This window comes from Ereboglobus luteus (genome assembly GCF_003096195.1).
Taxonomy (GTDB): Bacteria; Verrucomicrobiota; Verrucomicrobiia; order Opitutales; family Opitutaceae; genus Ereboglobus; species Ereboglobus luteus.
The window spans coordinates 933,489-955,193 of the sequence record NZ_CP023004.1 but is presented as its reverse complement, the minus strand read 5'-3'; the positions used below and the strand labels follow the sequence as shown (position 1 = coordinate 955,193).

Annotated in this window: 3 protein-coding genes; 1 reads left to right on the top strand and 2 read right to left on the bottom strand. The window is 61.6% G+C overall.

Annotation, left to right across the window (positions count from 1 at the left end):
• Positions 1 to 6: 6 nt before the first annotated feature.
• Together prmB and CKA38_RS03490 are read right to left on the bottom strand one after the other, a co-directional pair.
• A complete protein-coding gene (gene prmB, locus CKA38_RS03495) occupies positions 7 to 975 on the bottom strand; it encodes a 50S ribosomal protein L3 N(5)-glutamine methyltransferase (protein ID WP_108824247.1) in 969 nt (322 codons plus the stop codon).
• A gap of 3 nt (positions 976 to 978) precedes the next feature.
• Entirely contained in the window at positions 979 to 1,806 is an 828-nt protein-coding gene (locus CKA38_RS03490) for a rhomboid family intramembrane serine protease (RefSeq protein WP_108826389.1), read from the bottom strand.
• Between the two features lie 613 nt (positions 1,807 to 2,419).
• On the opposite strand from CKA38_RS03490, the gene CKA38_RS03485 reads away from it, so the two are divergent.
• Positions 2,420 to 21,622, top strand: coding sequence for an autotransporter-associated beta strand repeat-containing protein (locus CKA38_RS03485; protein ID WP_161554705.1), 19,203 nt, complete (start codon positions 2,420 to 2,422; stop codon positions 21,620 to 21,622).
• The last annotated feature ends 83 nt before the right edge of the window (positions 21,623 to 21,705 follow it).

Sequence of the window (21,705 nt, the reverse complement as noted above, 5' to 3'; positions counted from 1 at the left end):
GACGCATCAAATTGCGGGCGACTTCGATGTCAGCAGGTGTTTTGCCTGCACGAGGCACACGCAGTCGCTTCCGTCTTCGGTGTGCAGCCAGTGCAGCCCGAGCGCGCCAAACGCGCCTTCCATCGCGCGGCGCAGGCCGCCCACTTCGATCACGACGATTCCGTGCGGCGCGAGCCGGTCCCTTGCCTGCGCGAGCAGCTTGCGAATGATGTCGAGCCCGTCGCGTCCGCCGTCGAGCGCGAGGCGAGGCTCCTTTTGAAACTCCACCGGCAGGTCATCGCAAATGCGCGACGGCTCGTAGGGCGGATTGCTCAGGATCACATCGTATTTTTCTGCCGGCGATTTTGGCGCGGGCACCGCGTCAAACACATCGCTGCGGTATAATTTCACGCGCCTGGAAAGCCGGTGTTCGCGCACGTTGATTTTTGCAACATCGAGCGCGTCCGCCGACAGGTCGATCGCATCGACCCGCGCATTTGGAAAATGATGCGCCAGCTCAATCGCCAGGCATCCCGAGCCCGTGCACACATCCACGACGCGCCTCGCACCCTTGCCGTTTTGCGGCAGCCAGCAATCCAGCTGCGCGGGGATGAGTTCCAGAAAATACGATCGCGGAATCAGCACGCGCTCATCCACATAATAACGGTTTCCGCCCAGGAACGCCTCGCGCGTGATATACGCCGCCGGCACGCGCTCGATCACCCGCCGCCGGAGCATCGCGCGCAAGGCGGTTCGTTGCGCGGGCGCGATGCGTTTGTCCAAAACCGAGGCATCGCTGTCGAGCGGCCAGTCGAGTGTGCGCAGCAAAAGATACAGCGCCTCGTCGTGCGCGTTGGTTGCGATCTGCCCGAGCGCCAGCCCCGCGCGCGCATACGCGTCCTCCGCAAACGCGAGCCAGTCGCGCAGCGTCGCCAGTTGCGAGGTCACCGGCAGCGAGGCGGGAGGCGTCTGTGCGTTGCGCGACGATTGTTTCATGCGTTATTCTTTCTCATCGCGGCCGGGCGTTTTTGGGGCGCGCACGTGCTCATGGTTGCGGATGTGCTCGGAGCAGTAGCAATACTCGCCCTCGCATTTAGAGCAGTAGCGAAAATCCTCCTGCGGGTGCGTCTGGCTCGTCTTGCCGCAAACATGACAACGATTGCGCATCATCGGCGTGTCGCTTTGCTGCGCGATCCGGTCGGCCTGTGTTGCCATGCGCCGCCGTCCCGAGCGAATCCGTCGCGCCAGGTCTCCCGAGAAAAAGATCAGAAAGTTTCCCACCGACGCCACGACCATCAGTTTCGCCGATAGTCCGCCCGTGAAAAACGTGAACGCGTAGCCAATCCACGTGATCAGCGCGAGCCACTTGATTTTCACCGGCAGGATGAAAAACACCATGATCTCGAACTCGGGATTCAGATACGCAAACGCGAGAAACAGCGAGCCGCTGATAAAAATGTTGGTCGCGATGGCGTTTGGCGTGATGAACGCGACGCCCACCGTGAGCACGTAGCCGCAGAGCAAAAACAAGTTGAAGCGCACCTCGCCCCAATAATGCTCCAGCGCCGAGCCGAACAAATAAATCATGTAGAGCGCGAACGCGGCCCAGAACGGGCTGAACGTGGGCGGAAAAAACGCGAACGTGATCAGCCTCCACCATTCGCCGCGGAGCACGGCCGACGGCATGAGCACGCAATCCTCCCAAGCGAAAATGCCGAGAAACCTGATCGCAACCAGCATTAACAACTGCCCCGCCACGATGATGAGCGTGAGGTGTGGAATTGCGAAAGGTTCGAGCCGTCGCTCGATGCGGTTAAGCCAGGACATGAGGCAGCTGTTTTGATGCGTGTTGCGCGGTCTGCCAAGCAATCATGTTGATTCATGCGGCGATGGGGCGTGATTAGAAGTGAGACGAGGAAAACGGCCTCACGGGTGGGGCGAGCGCGCCTTGGCGGGTCACGCCCATGTGCATTCCTTGCGGACGATCCAGAGTATTATCTCGTTTTAACTTATACGTTCGTCGGCTTGTGACCGTGCGGTTGCGGATCATTCAAACCTTCTCGGTGGGCGTCATAAGGAAAGTTTATTTGTTGTTTATTTGCAAAGTGATGCAAAATAAATCAGTGCGATGCATTGCAAACAAAATGTATTCATAGCTGACAGGTTTTAGGGGGCTATTTCGGATGCACACCCTCGGCTGTTCAGCGCATGTGCACAATTAAAGTTGAGTGTATTGCAAGAAAATGGCCATTATTTGTAATAATTTTATTAATAAGTAACATTTTTTGCATAATTCGCTCAGCCGCAAGGTGGAGCATGATTGTTCACACTCACTTCCAAAAGGATGATTAAAAACCTCCAATTACGGTCTTTTCGTTTTATTCACCAGTTAGCGTTTTTACTGGCAGTTGTTGCGAGCATGTGTGCGGCTAAACCATTTTTGGAGGCGCAGTCCACGTGGCAGACCACCGGCAATGGCGCTTGGGGTGCGGCGGCCAATTGGAATAACGGCGTGCCAAACGCCGCCGACGCGACCGCCATCATCAGCAACGACCTTTCGGCGGGCAACCACACCATCACCATCGCCAACCCCGGAGTCATCGTCGGCACACTCAGCATCGAGGGCAATAATGCCACGGCTTCCACGATAATAATCCAGTCATCGACGCTCGGCTTTGAGGCGACGGGGGGACAAAACGCCGTCCTTAATTACCAAGGCAGCAATTACATCACCATCAGCAGTGTGATCAACTTGCTCAGCGATTTTACCATTCAGGCCGGCACCGACCCGTTATTGCCCGCCTTTGCGAGCAAGCTGACGATTTCCGGGCGCATCGACGGCAACGGCAACACGCTCTACGTCAATGCCGGGCACGCGCCCGCCACCACCACCATCAGCGGCGCGATCACCGGCGCCGGCACGCAGCTCATCAAGACCGGCGGCGGCGCGCTGGTGCTTTCCAATTCGAACAATACCTTTTCCGGTGGCTTGGATGTTTTTGTCGGCGCTGTGACAACGACGATCGGCAACCGCGCCAATGCGGGCACCGTGCTTGGCGCGGGAGTTGCCGCGACCGGGGCCAACTATCTTGGCATTGGTGACATCAAGGTGGCCAACAGCGACGCGTTGCTGACGATCAATTCCGCGGCGAATAATTACGCCGGCCAGCACGTCACGCTTGGCGGGGGATTGATCCTGCTCGAAAACGGAGGCGGCTTGCGCATTTCGGAAAACGACGCCCGCACAACCTTTCGCTTTAATTTCAACTCCGGCACGCTCAGCGGCGGCACAAACCCGAATCACGGCACGCTCACACTCGCGGGCGCGGATTTCGTTTACAACGCCGACGGCTCGGGCGGCACGCTTTTTGAAAACGCGCCCACGCTGGTTTTCGACACGTCGCGAAACGCCACTGCGATGAATGTGAAGATGAACAACACCGCCATGCTGGGCGCTTTCGGTGTGGTGCGCAAAACCGGCACCAATGCGCTCACTTTTACAGCGGGTGACACGGGCGCGTTTCGCGCGGATGAATTTGTGATCGAATCCGGTCTTGGCGCCGTCACGCTCAACCAGACTGCGCTCGATCTGGCGAACGGGCTCACTTTTTCCGGCACCAATGCCCGCTTCACAAACCTGCTGACGCTGCCAACCGGCTCGGTGAGTTTTGGGCGCGCCGATCAACTGAGCAATTCCTCCGCGCTGAATATCGGGCAAAATGTCATTACGAACCTGCTTCTCAACGGCTACGACCAGACCTTTTCGTCCATCAACATCGCCACGGACGCGCGCCTGGGCATCTGGATGAGCGCGAGCACGCCCTCGACCCTGACAATCGGCGGACTCACCTCCTCCGTCGCGACTCCAACGACGAATCCACAAGGCGCGAACTACCTTTCCATCTATAACTGGAAAGGCAACCCGAACACGCATTTGCTGGACGGCACCGTTGTGTCCAACGGCAACATCGTCAAAGCCATTGGCGGTGTGGATTTGAGCAAAGTCTGGTTTCGAGGTTATGCGCCAGGCGCGACTCTGGACGCCTCGGGCAATTTGGTGCCGGTGGATTTTCTGCGCACCACGCTGAACAGCAGTGGCAGTTGGTTTAACTTTGCGGCGTGGTCGGTGGATATTGCCAACGGCGCCGGTAGTGAAGTGACACTCGCTGCCACTGCACCAAATGGAGCAATTAACCTTCAAAACCAAGCTGTGACCATCGGTCATTTCATAACCGACAAAAATTTGGCATATAATTCCATTTCGTTTAACATCACCACTGGCGCACTGGTTTTCGACAGTGGCGTCATGGAAAGCGGCTCGAAGGCGCCATCGACAATCAGTGGCACAGGCGGGCTCAATATAAACGCGGGCGTGGTCTTGAACAACAACCTCATCCTTCTTGCCACGGGCAAGAATTCGCAGCCCGGAAACAGCTCAAACGGTATCGGGTTTGGCACCTCAGTCATCAGTGGCAGCGGCAGGCTAATCGTGCAAGGCGCGGGCATGTCGATCAGTGCCGCCACGGCCCGCCCGAATTTCAACGGTGGAATCGACTTGCATAGCACGCTTTCATTTGACCACCCGGGCAACACCAACACGGCCCTGACGCTGGGCACTGGCACGCTGACTCTGTATCAAGGCGCGGTCATGCGGAATTATGCCGGCAGTCAGTCGGCGAGTTTGGACAACCCGCTCGTCATTGCCGGCAACTTTGCCATCCAAAATGTTCACTTTACCGGCATCGGAAACACGGAGCTGGACGCCGACCGCACCATTGCGGTGAGCGGTGGCAGCAGCTTCCGTTCGGGCGTAAATCTTGTGGGTGCTGGCAAACTGACGCTTAACATCGCCGGCAGTCTGGGGCTTTATAGCGATGGTAATGTATTTTCCGGGGGACTCGTTAAAACCGGCGCGGGCAGCCTGAACGTGTATTTGCACAACGACCTCGTCACAGGCACGCTGGCTCCGGGGAGCAACTACCTCGGCAGCGGCAGCATGGCGCTCAATGCGGGCAGCATCACCGTTACCGGCAGTGTCAACGATCTCGGTGACGCCCTCTATTCGGCGACTCTTGATGGCGCGTTATACACGGCAGGCAAAACCACAATGACATTCAATCTTGTCGACACCACCATTAGTGAAGGCACGGAATGGACGATCGGCACGGCGGCCACGCATTATTTGAATTTATATGCCAACCGGAACCTCACCATTAATGAGTCATTTCTCACGGGTTTTGTGAATCTCTATGCCAATCCCGGCGCGGGCATTACGCAGACGATTTCATCCACCATGAGCAATGGCTTCACGGGAATCGGCACGCTTACAAAACAAGGCGTGGGCACCACGATCCTGAGTTCTACGGCGGGCATAACCACACTCTCCATCACCAACGGCACCTTTATCATCGACGGCGACAATTATATAAAACCGCGCGCGGGCGTGAACCAGCCCGCGCTGACCATGAGCGGAGGCCTGTTGCAAACAACCACCGGCACCAATTCATTCAATGCGTTGTCGGTGACCGGTAACACGGGCTTCATGCTGTCGAACCATTCATCGCTCCTGTTCAACGGCGTCGGCACATGGGCGACCACGGGCAATACCTATCAGCTCAGCCTCGCCAACGACAGCGGCATCTGGTCAACCGCGGCCAAGCCGACTGAATACGACACTTATGTATATATAACAAACAGCGGCACCGCCGCGTTTGCCTCGCGCCTTTCACTCATTGCCTTCACCGGTTACGAGCAGGGCGCCGAATTTGTGCAAAGCGGCACGCTCTGGTTTATCGCGCCCTCCGGACAGCAGTTGGGCGAATGGGCGGGGGCGGCGGACGGTTCCAATGGCGATACCGACCGCTTGTGGAGTAGTGGTTCCAACTGGATCAACGGCGTCCCCAACGCATCCGGCCGTGTCGCGGCCGTGCGCGACTTGGACAGCATGCTGAACAATAATATCATCACCGTGGACATGGACGCCACCGTTGGCAAACTCCTGCTCGAAAGCGCCGGAGCACAATACTTCACATTGGATAGCACCGCCGCCGGCACGCTAGTATTCGACAACAGCGCCTCCGGCACCAGCGCGTTTTTAATCAACCAAGGCGTTCACAGCGCCACCATCAGAACGAACATGCGGCTTGATTCGGACTTGGAGATCAAGACGACCAGCGCGAACAGGCTGATTATGACGGGTTATATAACAGGCACTGGAGCGATTATATATAATACGCCGTATGCCGGCGGCAACCAAGGTGTCACGACATTTGGCACCGTTGAAAACTCCGGCTCCAGTGCCAGTGATTATACCGGCGGGTTTTGGATGTTGGGCAGCACCCAGACAAGCCGGGGCGCGGCTGCCAACACCCGCTATGTCCTTGTCGCTTCTCATGGTAGTGTGTTCGGAACGGGCTCTTTATTCGGTGACGGCGGGGATGCGTCGAAAAATCTTCAAGCGTTGAATATTGGCGATGGCACGGCGGGGCGATGGTATTATCTGCGCTCCGCCACAACCAATGTCGCGCACACTGTGGACGCCAGCGTGCGCATTGCCGGAAACTTAAATTTCGGCGCGGATAATTACACTGATTATTATACATTGACCATTCAGAGTGACGCGCCGAGTTATGTCGCATCGGGGACGTGGGTTCTTTATGGATATAATTATTTTCCGGGTAATGCCCGGTTGATTTTAAAGACCGACCTCCAAGGGCCGGGCGGTTTTGATTTGCAGGACACGCGCCGTGACGGCAATAGCAACTCGTCCTGCACGACAGCCTTCTATGGCGACAATACATTCACAGGCGGTGTTATCATTAGGGCGGGCGTTGGTGTCGGCAGCGACACGGCTTTCGGCACGGGCACTGTCAGCATTTTGGGGACGACGGATTTTTGGGCGCTGGGAGGAAACCGCACTATTTCCAACAACCTGGTGTTTAACAGTAGTGGTGAAATTCTGTGGCGCACCAGCAATTTTACATTGGATTACAGCGGCACGAGCACCTTGGTGCAGACTGCCAAAATGTATCCCAAAAGTGGAGTGACCGTGATTGTGCCTGCAAGCCACACTTTCGCAGGCGCCGGTGGACTTGCAATCAATGAGCAGGGGACAATCCGTCTGGAGGGCGCGCACGAATACACCGGCAACACCTCGATAAGCAACGGCACGCTTTCCGTCGGCGACAATCTCTCCATTGGAGGCAGCGGCACGCTCATCTTTGGCGGCGCTTCGGCCGGGACGCTCGCCAGCTACGGTGACGCCATCACACTTTCAAACGACGTTTTGTTCACCGGTGCCTACATCGGTCTCAACGGCAACGCAGGCCTGCTCACACTCGATCCGAGTCTCGGCGTGACCCTGAATAATAACAAAACCATCGCAGTCACCGGCACGGCCGTGTTTGGCGCCAATCTTGCGATTAACGGGGACTATGGCATCAACAAAACCTTCGCGGGCACGCTTGTCATCAATTCCGGCAACAGCACCTACACTGGCAACACGGCGATCACGCAAGGCACCCTGCGCGTGAACGCTGCGGGCGACATCACGCTCGGCGAGGCCGACGCCGGCAACAATTACCTCGGCACGGGGCATGTCACCTTCACTAGCGGCAACTTCGCGCGTCTGCTCGAACTTGTCACGACCGACGGCTCCAGCGTGAACCTCCACGGCAACCTCGCCCTCACTGGCAACAGCGCCGTGAACACCGCGAGCATCAACATCACCGACACCGCCGGCGCGATTAGCGGGGCAAACATAGACACCAAAATCGTAACCGAAACCAATTCCACCATCAGCGGCAATGCCTACGGCTACCTTCGCACCGCCGGCGATATTATCAAGACCGGCACGGCCACGCTGCACTGGACAGGCGGTAACATCGTGACGCCCAACTTCATTTTGCGGGAGGGCGCGCTCGACCTTGGCAGCGCGAACAGCACGCGCACGGGCCTGGGCAGCTTCACACTCGGCACCGCCACGTTCAACGTCAGCGGCAGCCAGACCTTCGCGGGCACGCTCTTCAATCTCGCCGGTTCGGGCACCATCAACATGAACGGCGCGTCCGGCTCCTCGTTGCTCACATTCCAAAACCTGGGCTCATGGAACGGCACGCTCGACATCATCAACTGGAACGGCAACAGCACCTACGGCGGAGGCGCCACGCAAGTGCGCTTTGTCAGCGACGTCCTTAACGCATTCGACTACGCGCGCCTCGCCGCGATTAGTTTTTACAGCAGCGGAGTCATCACCTACGCGCCCGGCGCCAAAATCCTGAAAAACCCCCAGCAATTTTATGAGATCATCCCGCTTGGCGTGAGCGCGGAATGGGTGGGCGACGCCTCCGGCAACAATTGGGGCAACACCGCCAACTGGAAGGGCAACATATCGCCGACCGGCCCGGGCGCGGTCGCCGTTTTTTCCAACACGCTCCAGCTTGGCGGCGATCCGGTGCATATCGATGTCGCCAACCTCAAGCTCGGCGGCCTCATGTTCACAAACAACACCGGCGAAAACTATTCGCTCGATGGACAGTCGATCACCTTCGAGCAAATGGATTCCGATGAGGTCGCGAACCTGACGCTGCAAAACAACAACTCCGTGACAATCGCCAACGCCGGCATTGCCCTGTCCAACCGTCTCGTCGTGAGCACGGTCGGCAGCGGCACGCTCACGATCAACGCGCCCGTAAGCGGCACGCAAGGCATGATCAAAAGCGGCGCGGGTGAGTTGGTTTTGGCCAGTAACGCCGGCAGTTTTTCGGGCGGCATCACCTTGCTCGACGGCACGCTGACCGCGGCCGCCAGCTCGTCGGTTTCCTCGGGCTCCGTGATCGCCGGGCCCCTCGGCACCGGCACGCTCACGGTTGCCGGCACGCTCGCCCCGACGCTCGCCTTCGCCGCCGCCGGCGCGCAAACAATCGACAACGCCATCAATCTCGACACCCAACTCGACGGCACCGACGCGGTGGACATCACGCTCAAACTCGACGCCGCCTCCGGCAATGAAACGACGCTGACCAGCGGCATCGCTCAGAGCGGTTCCGGCGTTGCCTCCCTTGAAAAAACCGGCGACGGCGCGCTCACTCTCGCGGCCGCCAGCGCGCACACCGGCACGACCACCGTGAGCGCGGGCACGCTCGCCTTCACCGCAGCGAACGCCATCGCCAGCAGCACGGCGGTCATCGTCAACGCAACCCTCGCGACCGGCGACATCAAGCAAACGCTAACCAATCTCTCCGGCACCGGCCACATCATCGCGGGCGCCGATGGCAACAACCTCACTGGTCACGTCATCGCGCTGAACACCGCCGCCACGACCTACTCCGGCAGCATCACCGGTGACGGTGCGCTCACCAAAACCGGCACCGGCACGCTCACGCTCGGAGGCGTCAACACCCACACTGGCAGCACCACGATCCACGAAGGCACGCTCGTCGCCGCCACTGCGGGAGGCGACTCCGCGCGCGCCCTCGGTTCCGGCACCATCTTCTACACCAACGCCCTCGGCTCCACACTCCGCCTTGAAGGCAGCGGCACGCTGAGCCAAGGCCAGCATGTTGCCGCGGGCGCGTCGGGCACGGTGCAGGTTGCCAACGGCGGCACGCTCGGCATCACCGCATCCAAGTCTCCCGCGCTTTTTGTCGGCGAGAACGGCGCGTTCACAAGCGTCGGCAACATCACCTTCCTCGACAACCATGTCTCGGGTCGGAACGGCGCCGCCGTTTACACCGGTGACGGAGCCTCGCTTTCATTCAACAGCGGCACGGCCACGTTCGCCAGCGGCTCTGTTAGTGGCGTCGCTTTCGGCGGTGCGATCTACTCGGAGGGTTCACTGGATATTGCATCCAGCCAGTCCGAACTCATTTTCCAGGACAACCAGGCTCATCGCGGTAGCGCGATTTACACGGAGGGCTCCGTCTCCATCGACACTGACGGCTCCAGCCTGCTGTTTGTCAGCAACACGGCTCGCGATCCCGCTTCTCCCATCCACCCGTATACCAATGGCGGCGCGATGCGCGCCCTTGGAGGACTCTCCATCAACATGACCGGCGGAGGGACGCTGGCGCTTCTCGACAATTACGCGAGTTCTTTTGGCGGTGCCATCGCCTCGGGCACGACTGCGGGTGGCGGCCACATTGGCGACGTCAGCATCACTGGCGACTACGGGCGCATCGAAATGAGTGGAAACATCGCTTTCAACGGAAGCGCCGGGGCAATCTGGAGCGCGGGCTCGATCGCCATCAGCGCTACGAGCGCCGCGCTCATGGTCACGAGCAACACTTCGGCCAAGGGAAACTCGGGCGGCGCGTTCCACGCGAGCGATGGCGACATCATCATCAGCGGCAGCTATGGCATCATTGAAATTGCGGGCAACGTGATCGCGGATACGAACTGGCGTGGTGGCGGCGCGTTCCACGCGTTTGCCGGGGACATTGTGATAAATCCCGCCGCCACGGGGACGTTGTCCATTGCCGGCAACTCCTCGAGCGCCAATGGCGGCGCGTTCTACACGGAGGCGGGCGACATTGTGATAAGCGGAAGCTATGGTGAGATGTTCATCACCTCGAATGTCGCCTCCGAGAGCGGCGGCGCATTTTACGCGGAGGAGGGCAATATCGTGATAGGCGGAACCCATGGCGGCATATTCATCGAATCAAACACGGCGACGGATGGCGGCGCGTTTTACACGCTCGACGGCTCCGTGCGGTTCAGCGCCACGGCTAGCGGCGACCTTCGGATCACTGACAATTACGCGGACAATGCCGGCGGGGCTATTGTTGCCTACGGGGACGTTGTCATGGGCGGCGCCTACGACAGCATACTGATCAACAGCAACACCGCCCAGGGTTTTGCCAGCGCCATTTACACCTACGGCGGAAGTGTGGCGATTTCGGCCACGACCAGCGGTTCGCTGGAGATCGCCAATAATTCCGCGCTCGGCGGCCGCAGTGCCATTTATGCGGGCGAGGGTTTTTCGATCACCGGGGACTACGACGTCATCTCCATCACCGGAAACACCGCGAGCGCCTACAGCGGCGTGGTTTACACCACCAAAAATATTGTCATCACTCCCGGCGCCGTTGAAACGCTCGTGATTGCGAGTAACACCGCCTCCTCCGGCGGCGCGTTCTACAGCACCGGAACGACCATCATTGGCGGTGGCGTGGAAAACATATCCATTGCCGGCAACACGGTGGATTCGCGTGGCGGCGCGATTTATGGCGGCGACATTGTCATCTCACCCGATGCCGCTGAAACACTCGTGGTTACGAGTAACACGGCCGTCCGCGGCGGTGCGTTTTACAGCGTGAGAAGCACGACCATCGGCGGTGTGGAGAATATGAGCGTCGCCAACAACACCGCTGATGCGCGAGGCGGCGCGTTCTATAGCGGCTCCAACTTTACGCTGACCGTGGCGGACGGCGCCGTCTTTACCGCGACCAACAACAAGGCGGCGGACGACGCCTCCGGCGGCTTCCTTTACACGGCGGGCGGCTCCATGCTCTTCGACATCGGCGCGGGCGCGACCGCGACCATCGGCGACGCCAACTCCATCTCCGCGGTCACCGACAGCATCGCGGCCGCCACGGACGTCTCACTCACAAAAACCGGCGCGGGCGCGCTCACACTCTGGGCTCGCAACACCTACACGGGCACGACGTTCGTGAGCGGCGGCGTGCTCAACATCACAGGCTGGACGGGCAGCACGGCGGGTGTCGTGATCGGCGCGGCCGCGGCCGACAGCGGCACGATCAACGTCAGCGGTTATCTCGGAAGCACGGGAACCATCACCGTCGGGGGAGCCGGCGCGGGCGCGCTTTCGATCAGCGGCAGCGGGTTCGCGACCGCCGCCGGCGTGTATTCGCAGAACGCCCGCTCCACGCTGACGCTCGATGCTTCCGCGCGCGGCACGGGCGACGCCTTCGTTTACGCCTCGTCGGCGACGGTTGGCGGCACCATTAGCGTGAGCGGATTCACCACGGGCACGGCATTTTCGACGGCCAGCGCGGTTCTCGCCGAGGGCAAGCAAGTGCTCATCAGCGCGACCTCCGGCACGATCGCCGGTGTGTTTGCCAGCGCCACGCTCGCCGGTTTCGACGGCGCGGGCCTGCCCGATTACCTTTATGGCGGCGTCTATAAAAACGGCGCGGCCACGCAATACCTGGCGGGCGTGAACCTGTCCTGGCTCGGCGGCGCGGCCGACGGCCACGGCGATTTCACAATCGCGAGCGGCACCGGCTTCAATGTCGATGTGAGCCTCGCGAACCAAAACAACGGCCCCTACGCCAGCGGTTGGGACGGCAAAACGCTCACCCTCACCACCGGCAACAGCGGAACGCTCGTTCTCAGCGCGAGCAACAGTTTCAGTGGCAATATATACCTCCGCAACGGCACGCTCGTCGCGGCCGCCGCGGGCGGCAACACCGCCCTTGCCCTCGGTTCCGGCACCATCGTTTACACCAACCCCCTCGGCTCCACGCTCCGCTTCGCGGGCACCGGCACGCTGAACCAAACCCAGCGCGTCACCACGGGCGCGTCGGGCACGGTGCGGGTTGCCGACGGCGGCACGCTCGTCATCACCGCGACCGCGGCTCCCGCGCTTTACATTGATGCGAACGGCTCGTTCACAAGTGTCGGCAATATCACCTTCCTCGACAGTTGGGAGGCCAATCGCCACGGCGCAGCCGTTTACGCCGATGCCGGAGCCGCGCTTTCCTTCAACAGCGGCACCGTTGCGTTCGTCAACGGTTTCATCTACGAAATCGGGCAAGGCGGCGCGATCTATGCGGCGGACTCCCTCGCCATCACCGCCAGTCAGAGCGAAATCGTTTTCCGGGACAATCAGGCGTATCGCGGCGGCGCGATTTTCGCGGAGGATTCCGTCTCAATCGATACCGCCGGCTCCAGCCTTTTGTTTGCCAGCAACACGGCCTTTGCCGTCGACGAGGTGCACTCGTTCCTTAGCGCCGGCGGCGCGGTATTCACTTTCAATGATCTTTCCATTAACATGACCGGCGGGGGAACGCTGGCGTTTCTCAACAACTACGCCCACGAAGTCGGGGGTGCCATCGCCTCGGGAACGGAGACGAATGCCCCCGGTGATTATGCCGGCGGCGTCAGTATCACGGGAGACTATGAGCGCATCGTGATGAGCGGAAACGTCGCGTTTTCCAGTGGCGGGGCGATCTGGAGCGCGGGCACGGTTGCCATCAGCGCCACGAGCGGCGCGCTGATTATCACGAGCAACACATCGCTTGATAGCACCTTTGGCAGCGCGATTCACACAAGCGAGGGCGATATCACTATCGGCGGAAGTTACGGCGTCATTGAAATCGCGGACAACGTGACCGTGGCATCAAGTTGGCGCGGCGGCGGCGCGCTCAGCGCGAGTTCCGGCGACATCGTGATAAATCCCGCGGCAACGGGGACGCTGTCCCTGGTCAGCAACACCTCGAGTGTCAACGGCGGCGCGCTCCACACGATGGAGGGCGACATCATGATAGGCGGAAGCTACGGTGACGTGTTCATCAATTCAAACGTCGCGAGCGAAAACGGCGGCGCGTTTTACGCGGAACAAGGTGATGTCATAATAGCCGGAACCCACGGCGGCATATTCATCAACTCGAACACCTCGGCGAACGGTGGCGCGTTTTACGCATCCCGCGGCACCGTGCGGTTCAGCGCCACGACGGCGGGCGAGCTTCGAATCGTTGACAATTACGCGAGCAATGCCGGCGGTGTGATTATTGCCCACGGCGGCATTGTCATAAATGGCGATTACGGCAGCATACTAATCAACAGCAACACCGCCCAAAGTTTCGCCAGCGCCATTTACACCTACAACGGAAGCGTGGTGATTTCGGCCACGGCCAGCGGCTCGCTGCAAATCGCCAATAATTGCGCGCTTGGAAGCTACGGCGCCATTTATGCGGGCAACGGTTTTTCGATCACCGGGGAATACGACGACGTCTCCATCACCGGAAACACCTCGAGCTCACACAGCGGCGCGGTTTTCACTTCCAAAAACATTGTGATTGCGCCCGATGCCGAAACGCTCGCGATTGCGGATAATGCGGCCCAATACGGCGGCGCGTTCTACAGCAGCGGAACCACCGTCATCGGCGGTGGCGCGAAAAACATATCCATTGCCGGCAACACGGCGAGCGGCATCGGCGGGGCGATCTACGCGGGCTCCGGATTCGCGCTCAACCTAGCCGCGGGAGGCGTCTTCACTGCAACCAACAACATGGCGGCAAACAACGCCTCCGGCGGCTTCCTCTACACGAACAGCGGTTCGATGCTCTTCGACATCGGCGCAAACGCGAGTGCGGCAATCGGCGGCACGAACTCAATCGCCGCGACCACCGACAGCATCGCGGCGGGCGCGGGCGTGTCCCTCACCAAAACCGGGGCCGGCGCATTGACGCTCTGGGCGAACAACACCTACACGGGCACGACATTCGTCAACGCCGGCAAGCTCGACTTGCGCGGCTACGTCTCCAGCACGCACACCCTCGTCGCCTCCGGCGCGACGCTCGCGGGCACCGGCACGGCGGGCGGGCACGTCACCATTCAAGGCGGCGGCCATCTCTCGCCCGGCGCGAGCCCCGGCCAGTTCACGATCCTCGGCAACCTGACGCTCGAAAACAACGCGCAGCTCGACTGGGAGCTCGGGGCGCGCACCGATCCCGGGCACATGTATCACAGCGGCACGAACGACCTCTTGATTGTGGGCGGCAATGTGACGGCGAGCGGCATGAGCCGCGTGAACATCACCACGACGGCGACACTGGCCAAGGGCGAATACGACTTGATTAACTACGCGGGCGCGCTCAGCGGGGGCCACGGCAACTTTGCAATCGGACTGGTGGACGGTCTGGTGCTTACCGGGACCGACTTGGGCAAATACCGCATCGTCACCAGCGAAACGAATTGGATCAAGCTTGCCTACGACCTCGGCGGCTACGCGATCTGGGACGGGGACAATACGAGCCTGTGGAACAACGACGAGCCGAACGGAGGCAACGGCACGTGGTATGCGCCCGGGCAGCTCTCGGGCACGCACACCGCGTGGACGGGCACCGACGCCGCCGTGAACGGCGAGTGGGAGCAGGGCGAGTTCGCAATCTTCAAGGGCGTTTCGGGCACGGTCACCGTCGTCAACTCCGGCACGACCATCGAACTTTCCGGTGCGCAATTCCGCACCGACGGCTATCTTCTCACCGGCGGCACGCTCACGACAAGCGGCAGCGACGCGGACATAATCCTCAACATCGACACGCTTGACTATCGGAGCGGGGCGGCGGTGAGCACGACGATCGCGACGCAAATCACGGGCACGCACGGCGTGACGAAGGCGGGAGGGGAGGGTACGCTGGTTCTCAGTGGCTCGAACACCTACGCCGGCCCCACGCAAATCCTCTCAGGCACGCTGGTGATGACAAACGAGCACGCCATTGGCGACAACACCGCGACCATCTCCACGGATGCGACCCTGCGCGTCGCCACCGGCAGCATGACATTCAGCAACACCCTGACTGGCGAAGGCCTGTTCGAAGTCGATCTCGCATCGTCCTCCGACGCCTTCTCTTTCAGCCTTCAGTCCTTCAGTCCTTCAGCCCTTTTTTCAGGAACTGCCAAGTTCCTGAAAAGCGCGTTCACGCTTAACAATAACGCCCTCGCCAACGCCGACGTGATCCTCGGCGCGAACAACACAACCACCGTGGCCACCGGCACGCACGCCATCGGCAACCTCGCCATCGACGGCGGCACGCTCGTATTCACCCACGCGACCGGCACGCGAGCCGACGGCATCATCCGCACCGGCACGCTCGACGCCATCAGCGGCACGGTCACAGTCACCTCGACTTACAGCGGAAGCACGGGGCTCTTCGCCAAGCCGCTCCTCCAGCAGGACGAAGGCTACCGCGTGCTGCTCATCGACGCGACCGCGCTGAGCAACACCAGCCTCACCCTCGCCGGCGGCACGACCACGACCGCCGCCATCAAGAACACCGCATCAGTCACGACCGCCACGGCAACCTACGCGCAAACGCTCGACTACACCAACGGCCTTTCAGTCGCCTACGAACTCACGCAGCTCGACCTCCTCGCCAACCAAACCACCACGCTCGCCGACGACACCGAGCCGCCCGCCGGCGGCTCGGAACTGCACGCGCTGATCACCGGAGCGGGCAACCTGCAAATCGACGCCACCAGCGCGATCACGCTCAACAACGCCGCCAACACCCACACCGGCACGACCCTCGTGAACACCGGCACACTCGTCAGCGGCACGAGCAACGCGCTCGGCAACACCGCATGGCTCGCCGTCACCGCCACCGCCGCCTACAACCTCAACGGCCACACCCAAACAATCGCCAACGGCGCGCAAATCGACGGCACACTCCACGGTTCGGGCAGCCTCGGGCTCGGCGGCCTGGCGACAATAACAAGCACCAACGCGAACTTCGCGGCGAACATCGGCGTCACCGGCACGACGATCATCGCCAGCACGCAAGCCCTCGGCACGACCACCGGCACCATCGCCATCGCCGCAAACGCCGCCCTGCAAACCGCGAGCGCCACGGGCGCCTTCACCAAAACCCTTGCCGGCTCCGGCGCCTTCGAACTTCTCGGCACGAGCACCATCACGCTCGCCGGAGACAACACCGCCTACAGCGGCACCTTCGCGATCTCCGCCGCCAGCCGCCTCGCCGCCTCTACCAATGCGAACCTCGGCAATGCCGCGCTCTCCGGCTCTGGCGTCTTCGAGAAAATCGACGCCGCGACCGCGCTCACGATCGACCACGCCAACACCACCTTCACCGGCACGACGCTAATCACCGGTGGCACGCTGCGACTCGAAAACCTCCAGGGCGTCGGCACCAGTGCTGTCATCAACAACGCGATCCTCGACCTCGCCGCCACGGGCACCTTCGCCAACAACATCACCGGCACCGGCACGTCCCATGTGTCCTCGGGGTCTTATGGGTCCTACACAGTCCTAACCGGCACCAACTCCACCGACTGGAACATCACCGGAGCCGCGCAAGTCTCCTCGACCACCAACCTCGGCGCGGGCAACACGCACATCGACGGCGAGCTCTCCCTTGCCGCCACCACCGCGTGGGCCTACTCGAACACCCTCACCGGCACCGGCACCCTCGCCGTCAACCTTTCCGGCTCCGCGTTCACCTTCAGCCCTTCAGCCTTCAGTTCTTCAGCCTTTTTCGAAGGCGTCCTCGCCCTCGAAAACACCACCTACAACCTCTTCCACAACACCGCGAACGAGTCCGCCCTCGCCAACGCGACGCTGCGCACGCAAGCCGGATCGATCATCAACCTCGGCACCAACAGCGTGTCGGGCACGATGAAAATCAACGGCCTCGAACTGATCGGCGGCACGATCAACGTGCACCTCCAGTCGCCCGACACCGCGCACGTGCTCGAAGTCAACGAGCTCACCGTCGCCAACGCGGACTCGGTGAGCTTCAACCTCGACACGAGCCTCACGCCCGCCGGCGCGCCGACCACGGGCAACTTCCTCGACCAGGACAGCGGCACGAACAGCATCCAGCTGGTCAAGGCGGCCTCGCTCGACGAGGCCGGCAAACAAATGAACCTGCTCTTCAATGGAGCGGCGCCCTCGAACACCGGCACGACGCTCATAGTCGGCGACGGGCACGGCAACACCGACATCGAGGCCACCTACAACTACGCCGCGTTCTCAAGCGGCTCTGCCCACGTCACCGGCAGCGCGCACAGCAACCACATCGAGGGCCCCGGCATCTACGTCGACTACCTGCTCACCGAACTCAAGACGAACACCAACCTCGTGCTCGACAACGCCGGAGCGACGGACACGGTCCTCGGCGCCAAAATCACCGGCACCGGCAACCTGACAATCCAGGCGCGCGACACGCAAATATTCCTCAGCCACTCGAACGCCTACACCGGCACAACCACGATCAGCAGCGGGACGCTCATCGCCGCCGCCAACGATGCGCTCGGCCAAACCGCCCACCTGCTCATCACCGGCACCGCCGCCTACAACCTCAACGGCCACACGCAGACAATCGCCAACGGCGCGCAAATCGACGGCACGCTCCACGGTTCGGGCAGCCTCGGCCTCGGCGGCCTGGCGACAATCACAAGCACCAACGCCGCCTTCGCCGCCAACGTCGGCGTCACCGGCACGACGATCATCAACAACACTCAAGCCCTCGGCAACACCGGCACCATCGCGATCGCATCCGGCGCGACACTCAGCGCGGACGGAGCGACCGGCGACCTCTCCAAGACGCTGGCAGGGCAGGGCGGGGTTTCCCTCGTCAACAGTGCCACGATCACGCTCACCGCCGACAACACAAACTACAGCGGCACCTTCGCGATCTCAGCTACCAGCCGCCTCGCCGCCTCCACCAATGCGAACCTCGGCAACGCCGCGCTCTCCGGCTCTGGCGTCTTCGAGAAAATCAACGCCGCGACCGCGCTCACGATCGACCACGCCAACAACACCTTCACCGGCACGACGCTAATCACCGGCGGCACGCTGCGACTCGAAAACCTCCAGGGCGTCGGCACCAGTGCCGTCATCAACAACGCGAACCTCGACCTCGCCGCCACGGGCACCTTCTCAAACAACATCACCGGCACCGGCACGTCCCATGTGACCCAAGGGTCTTATGGGTCCTACACAGTCCTAACCGGCACCAACTCCACCGACTGGCACATCACCGGAGCCGCGCAAGTCTCCTCGACCGCCAATCTCGGCGCGGGAGCGACCCACATCGACGGCCTGCTCGACATCGACAGCGCGACCGCCTGGCTCTACACAAACGCGCTCAGCGGCACCGGTATCCTGAAAGTGGATACAAACAACAACGCCTTCTCCTTCAGCCCTTCAGTCTTTCAGCCCTTCAGCCCTTTCCGCGGCGTCCTCGAATTGCACTCCGCCGCCTTCGATCTCTCCGGCACCAACACCGCCGTTCTCACCGAAGCGACCCTGCAAATCGACGAAAACGCCTTTGTCGCCACCGGCAGCGGCGCGCAGCAAATCGGCAACCTCACGCTCACCAGCGGCACACTCGGCTTCACGCTCGCCGCGAGCGGCACGGAGGCGGCCGGCATCATCCGCACCGGCACGCTCGCCGTCCACGACACCGTCCTGGTCATCGACACCGGCGCCCTCCCCGGCAACACACTCCCGCTGCTTCAGCAGGACGAGCCGCACACCATCACCCTCGTCGAATCGACCACCCTCGCGGCCGGCGGCAAGACGCTCATCACCGGCACGCAACTCGTCGACCAACTTGGCAACCAAATCACCGACGCCACGCAACTCGACATCGCCCAGTCCGGCGACATCGTGGCGAGCGGCACCTACGACTTTGCCGCAGTTGCGAGCAACACCGGCATCCATCTTTCCTACGAGTTGACCGCGCTCGACCTGCTCGCCGGCAAGACCACGCTGCTCACCGGCGACATCGACGACGCAATCCTGAACGGAGCCGACGAACTGCACGCCAAGGTCAGCGGCTCGGGCAACCTCCGCGTCGAGGCGGCCGGGTCGATCACGCTCAACAACACCAACACCTACACCGGCACGACCACCCTCGCCACCGGCACGCTCATCGCCGGCGCGAACGAGGCACTCGGGCAAACCAGTTTCCTCGTCGTGGAAATCCCCGCCACCTACGACCTCAACGGCAACACGCAAACCCTCGCCAACGGCGGCCAAATCGACGGCCTCCTCACCGGCACCGGCGCGCTTACCCTCTCCACCGGCACGTTGCTCGTCACCAGTTCGAACACCGGCTTCACCGCGCAAACCAACATCAATGCCCCAGCCACCGCGCGCATTACCGATATCGACGCGCTCGGCTCCGCCGCGATCGAACTCGAAGGCATCCTCATTGTTGACACAACCGGCACCGGCGCGCTGCAAAACACCCTTTCTGGCACCGGCACCCTCATCAAGGACAACACCGGCATCGTGGCGATCAACCACTCGAACGCCGGCTTCACCGGCGACGCGAGCATCGACGAAGGCCGTCTCATCGCCGCCAAGATCGACGCGCTCGGCACCGCCGCGATCACCGTCGCCGACGGCGCGGCCTTCGAGCAACTCAACGTCACCGGCACGCTGCAAAACGAACTCCACGGCGAAGGCCTTCACCAGCTCACCAACAGCACGCTCACCCTCGCCAACCCCGCCGGCTACACCATCGCCGCCACCACGCTCGACGCGACCAGCGCGCTCATCCTCGAAACCACCGGCTACCGCTTCCGCGCCCTCGAGCTGAACAACGGCGCCCTCGCCTTCGCCGCCACCGCCCCGACCGCCGCCGCGCAAATCGACACCCTCGGCGACACCACCGGACGCTTCATCCTCAACGCGAAACTCGCCGACATCACCGCCGGCATCAACCCCGCCGGCACCGTCGCCAATCACCTCGCAATCGCCGACGCCGGCGCGGGCCGCCACGACGTTTACATCAACCCCATCAGCGAACCACCCGCCGCGATCAACTTCGCCATCGAACTGATCACGACCGGCAGCGGCAGCGCCACCTTCGCAATGGCAAACCCCGGCGGCAAACTTGAGTATGACCTCACCACCATCGAACTGGTCCAGGGCGACGGCAGCGTCTACACGCCCGACACAAACAAATGGTATCTCTCGGACCGCAACCTCAGCCACGCCGCTGACGCGATCATCAACACCGCCTCGACACTCGCGCTCGACTGGGCCTACGCCCTCGACGCCCTCCACCTGCGCCTGGGCGACATCCGCGCCGAAACCCTCACCCGCTCCGACAATCCAAAATCCGGAAACCTCTGGATTCGCGCGCGCGGCTACCGCCTCAACGCGGCGAACGACCTCTCCGGCATGTCCTTCCGCCAATACGGCTGGGGCATGACCGGTGGTGCGGACAAAATCTTCGAAACCGAAACCGGCGTGCACCTGCTCGGCGCCTTCATCGACACGGGCGGAGTGGACCGCGACTTCGACAACGGAGGCAACGGCAAGACGCGCAACGTGGCCGTGGGCGCCTACCTCACGCTGCTCAAACAAACCGGCTGGCACCTCGACGTGGTGGCGCGCCTGGACCGTTACTCGAATGAATTTGAGGCCAAGGCGGTGGATGGTCGCACGACACGCGGCAAATACACAACCGGAGCGCAAAGCCTGAGCGCCGAGTTTGGCCGCCGCCTGCAGCGCACCGACGGCTGGTGGGTGGAGCCGGGAGTGCAAGTGGCGGTGCTCAGTCTCGACAGCGCGAACTACTCGACGCAAGCAACCGCCGACCAGCGCGCGATCGACGTGCACGTGGACAGCTCCAAAACCTGGCAATACCGCGCTCTTGTGCGCTTCGGAAAACAAATCCCCGGCAGCCGCTGGGCGCCCTATGGCAAGTTTGCGGCGGTCTCCGTGGAAAGCTCCGACGGCGAGATCAGCGCGCACGGCAAGACATTTGAAGCCAACTACGACGGCAAGCGAGTCGAGTTCGGCTTGGGCACGAGCTACCGCATCAACGACATCAGCCAAGTTTACTTCGACTACGAATATGCGAAGGCCCAGTTCTACGAACGCCCCTGGTCCCTAAACCTCGGCTACCGCAGACTCTGGTAAGTGGTAGCACGGACTTCCAGCCCGTGTTGTTTGATCGGACAGGACGCGCTCACTGAAAACGCCACGATATGCGAATCGTTTCG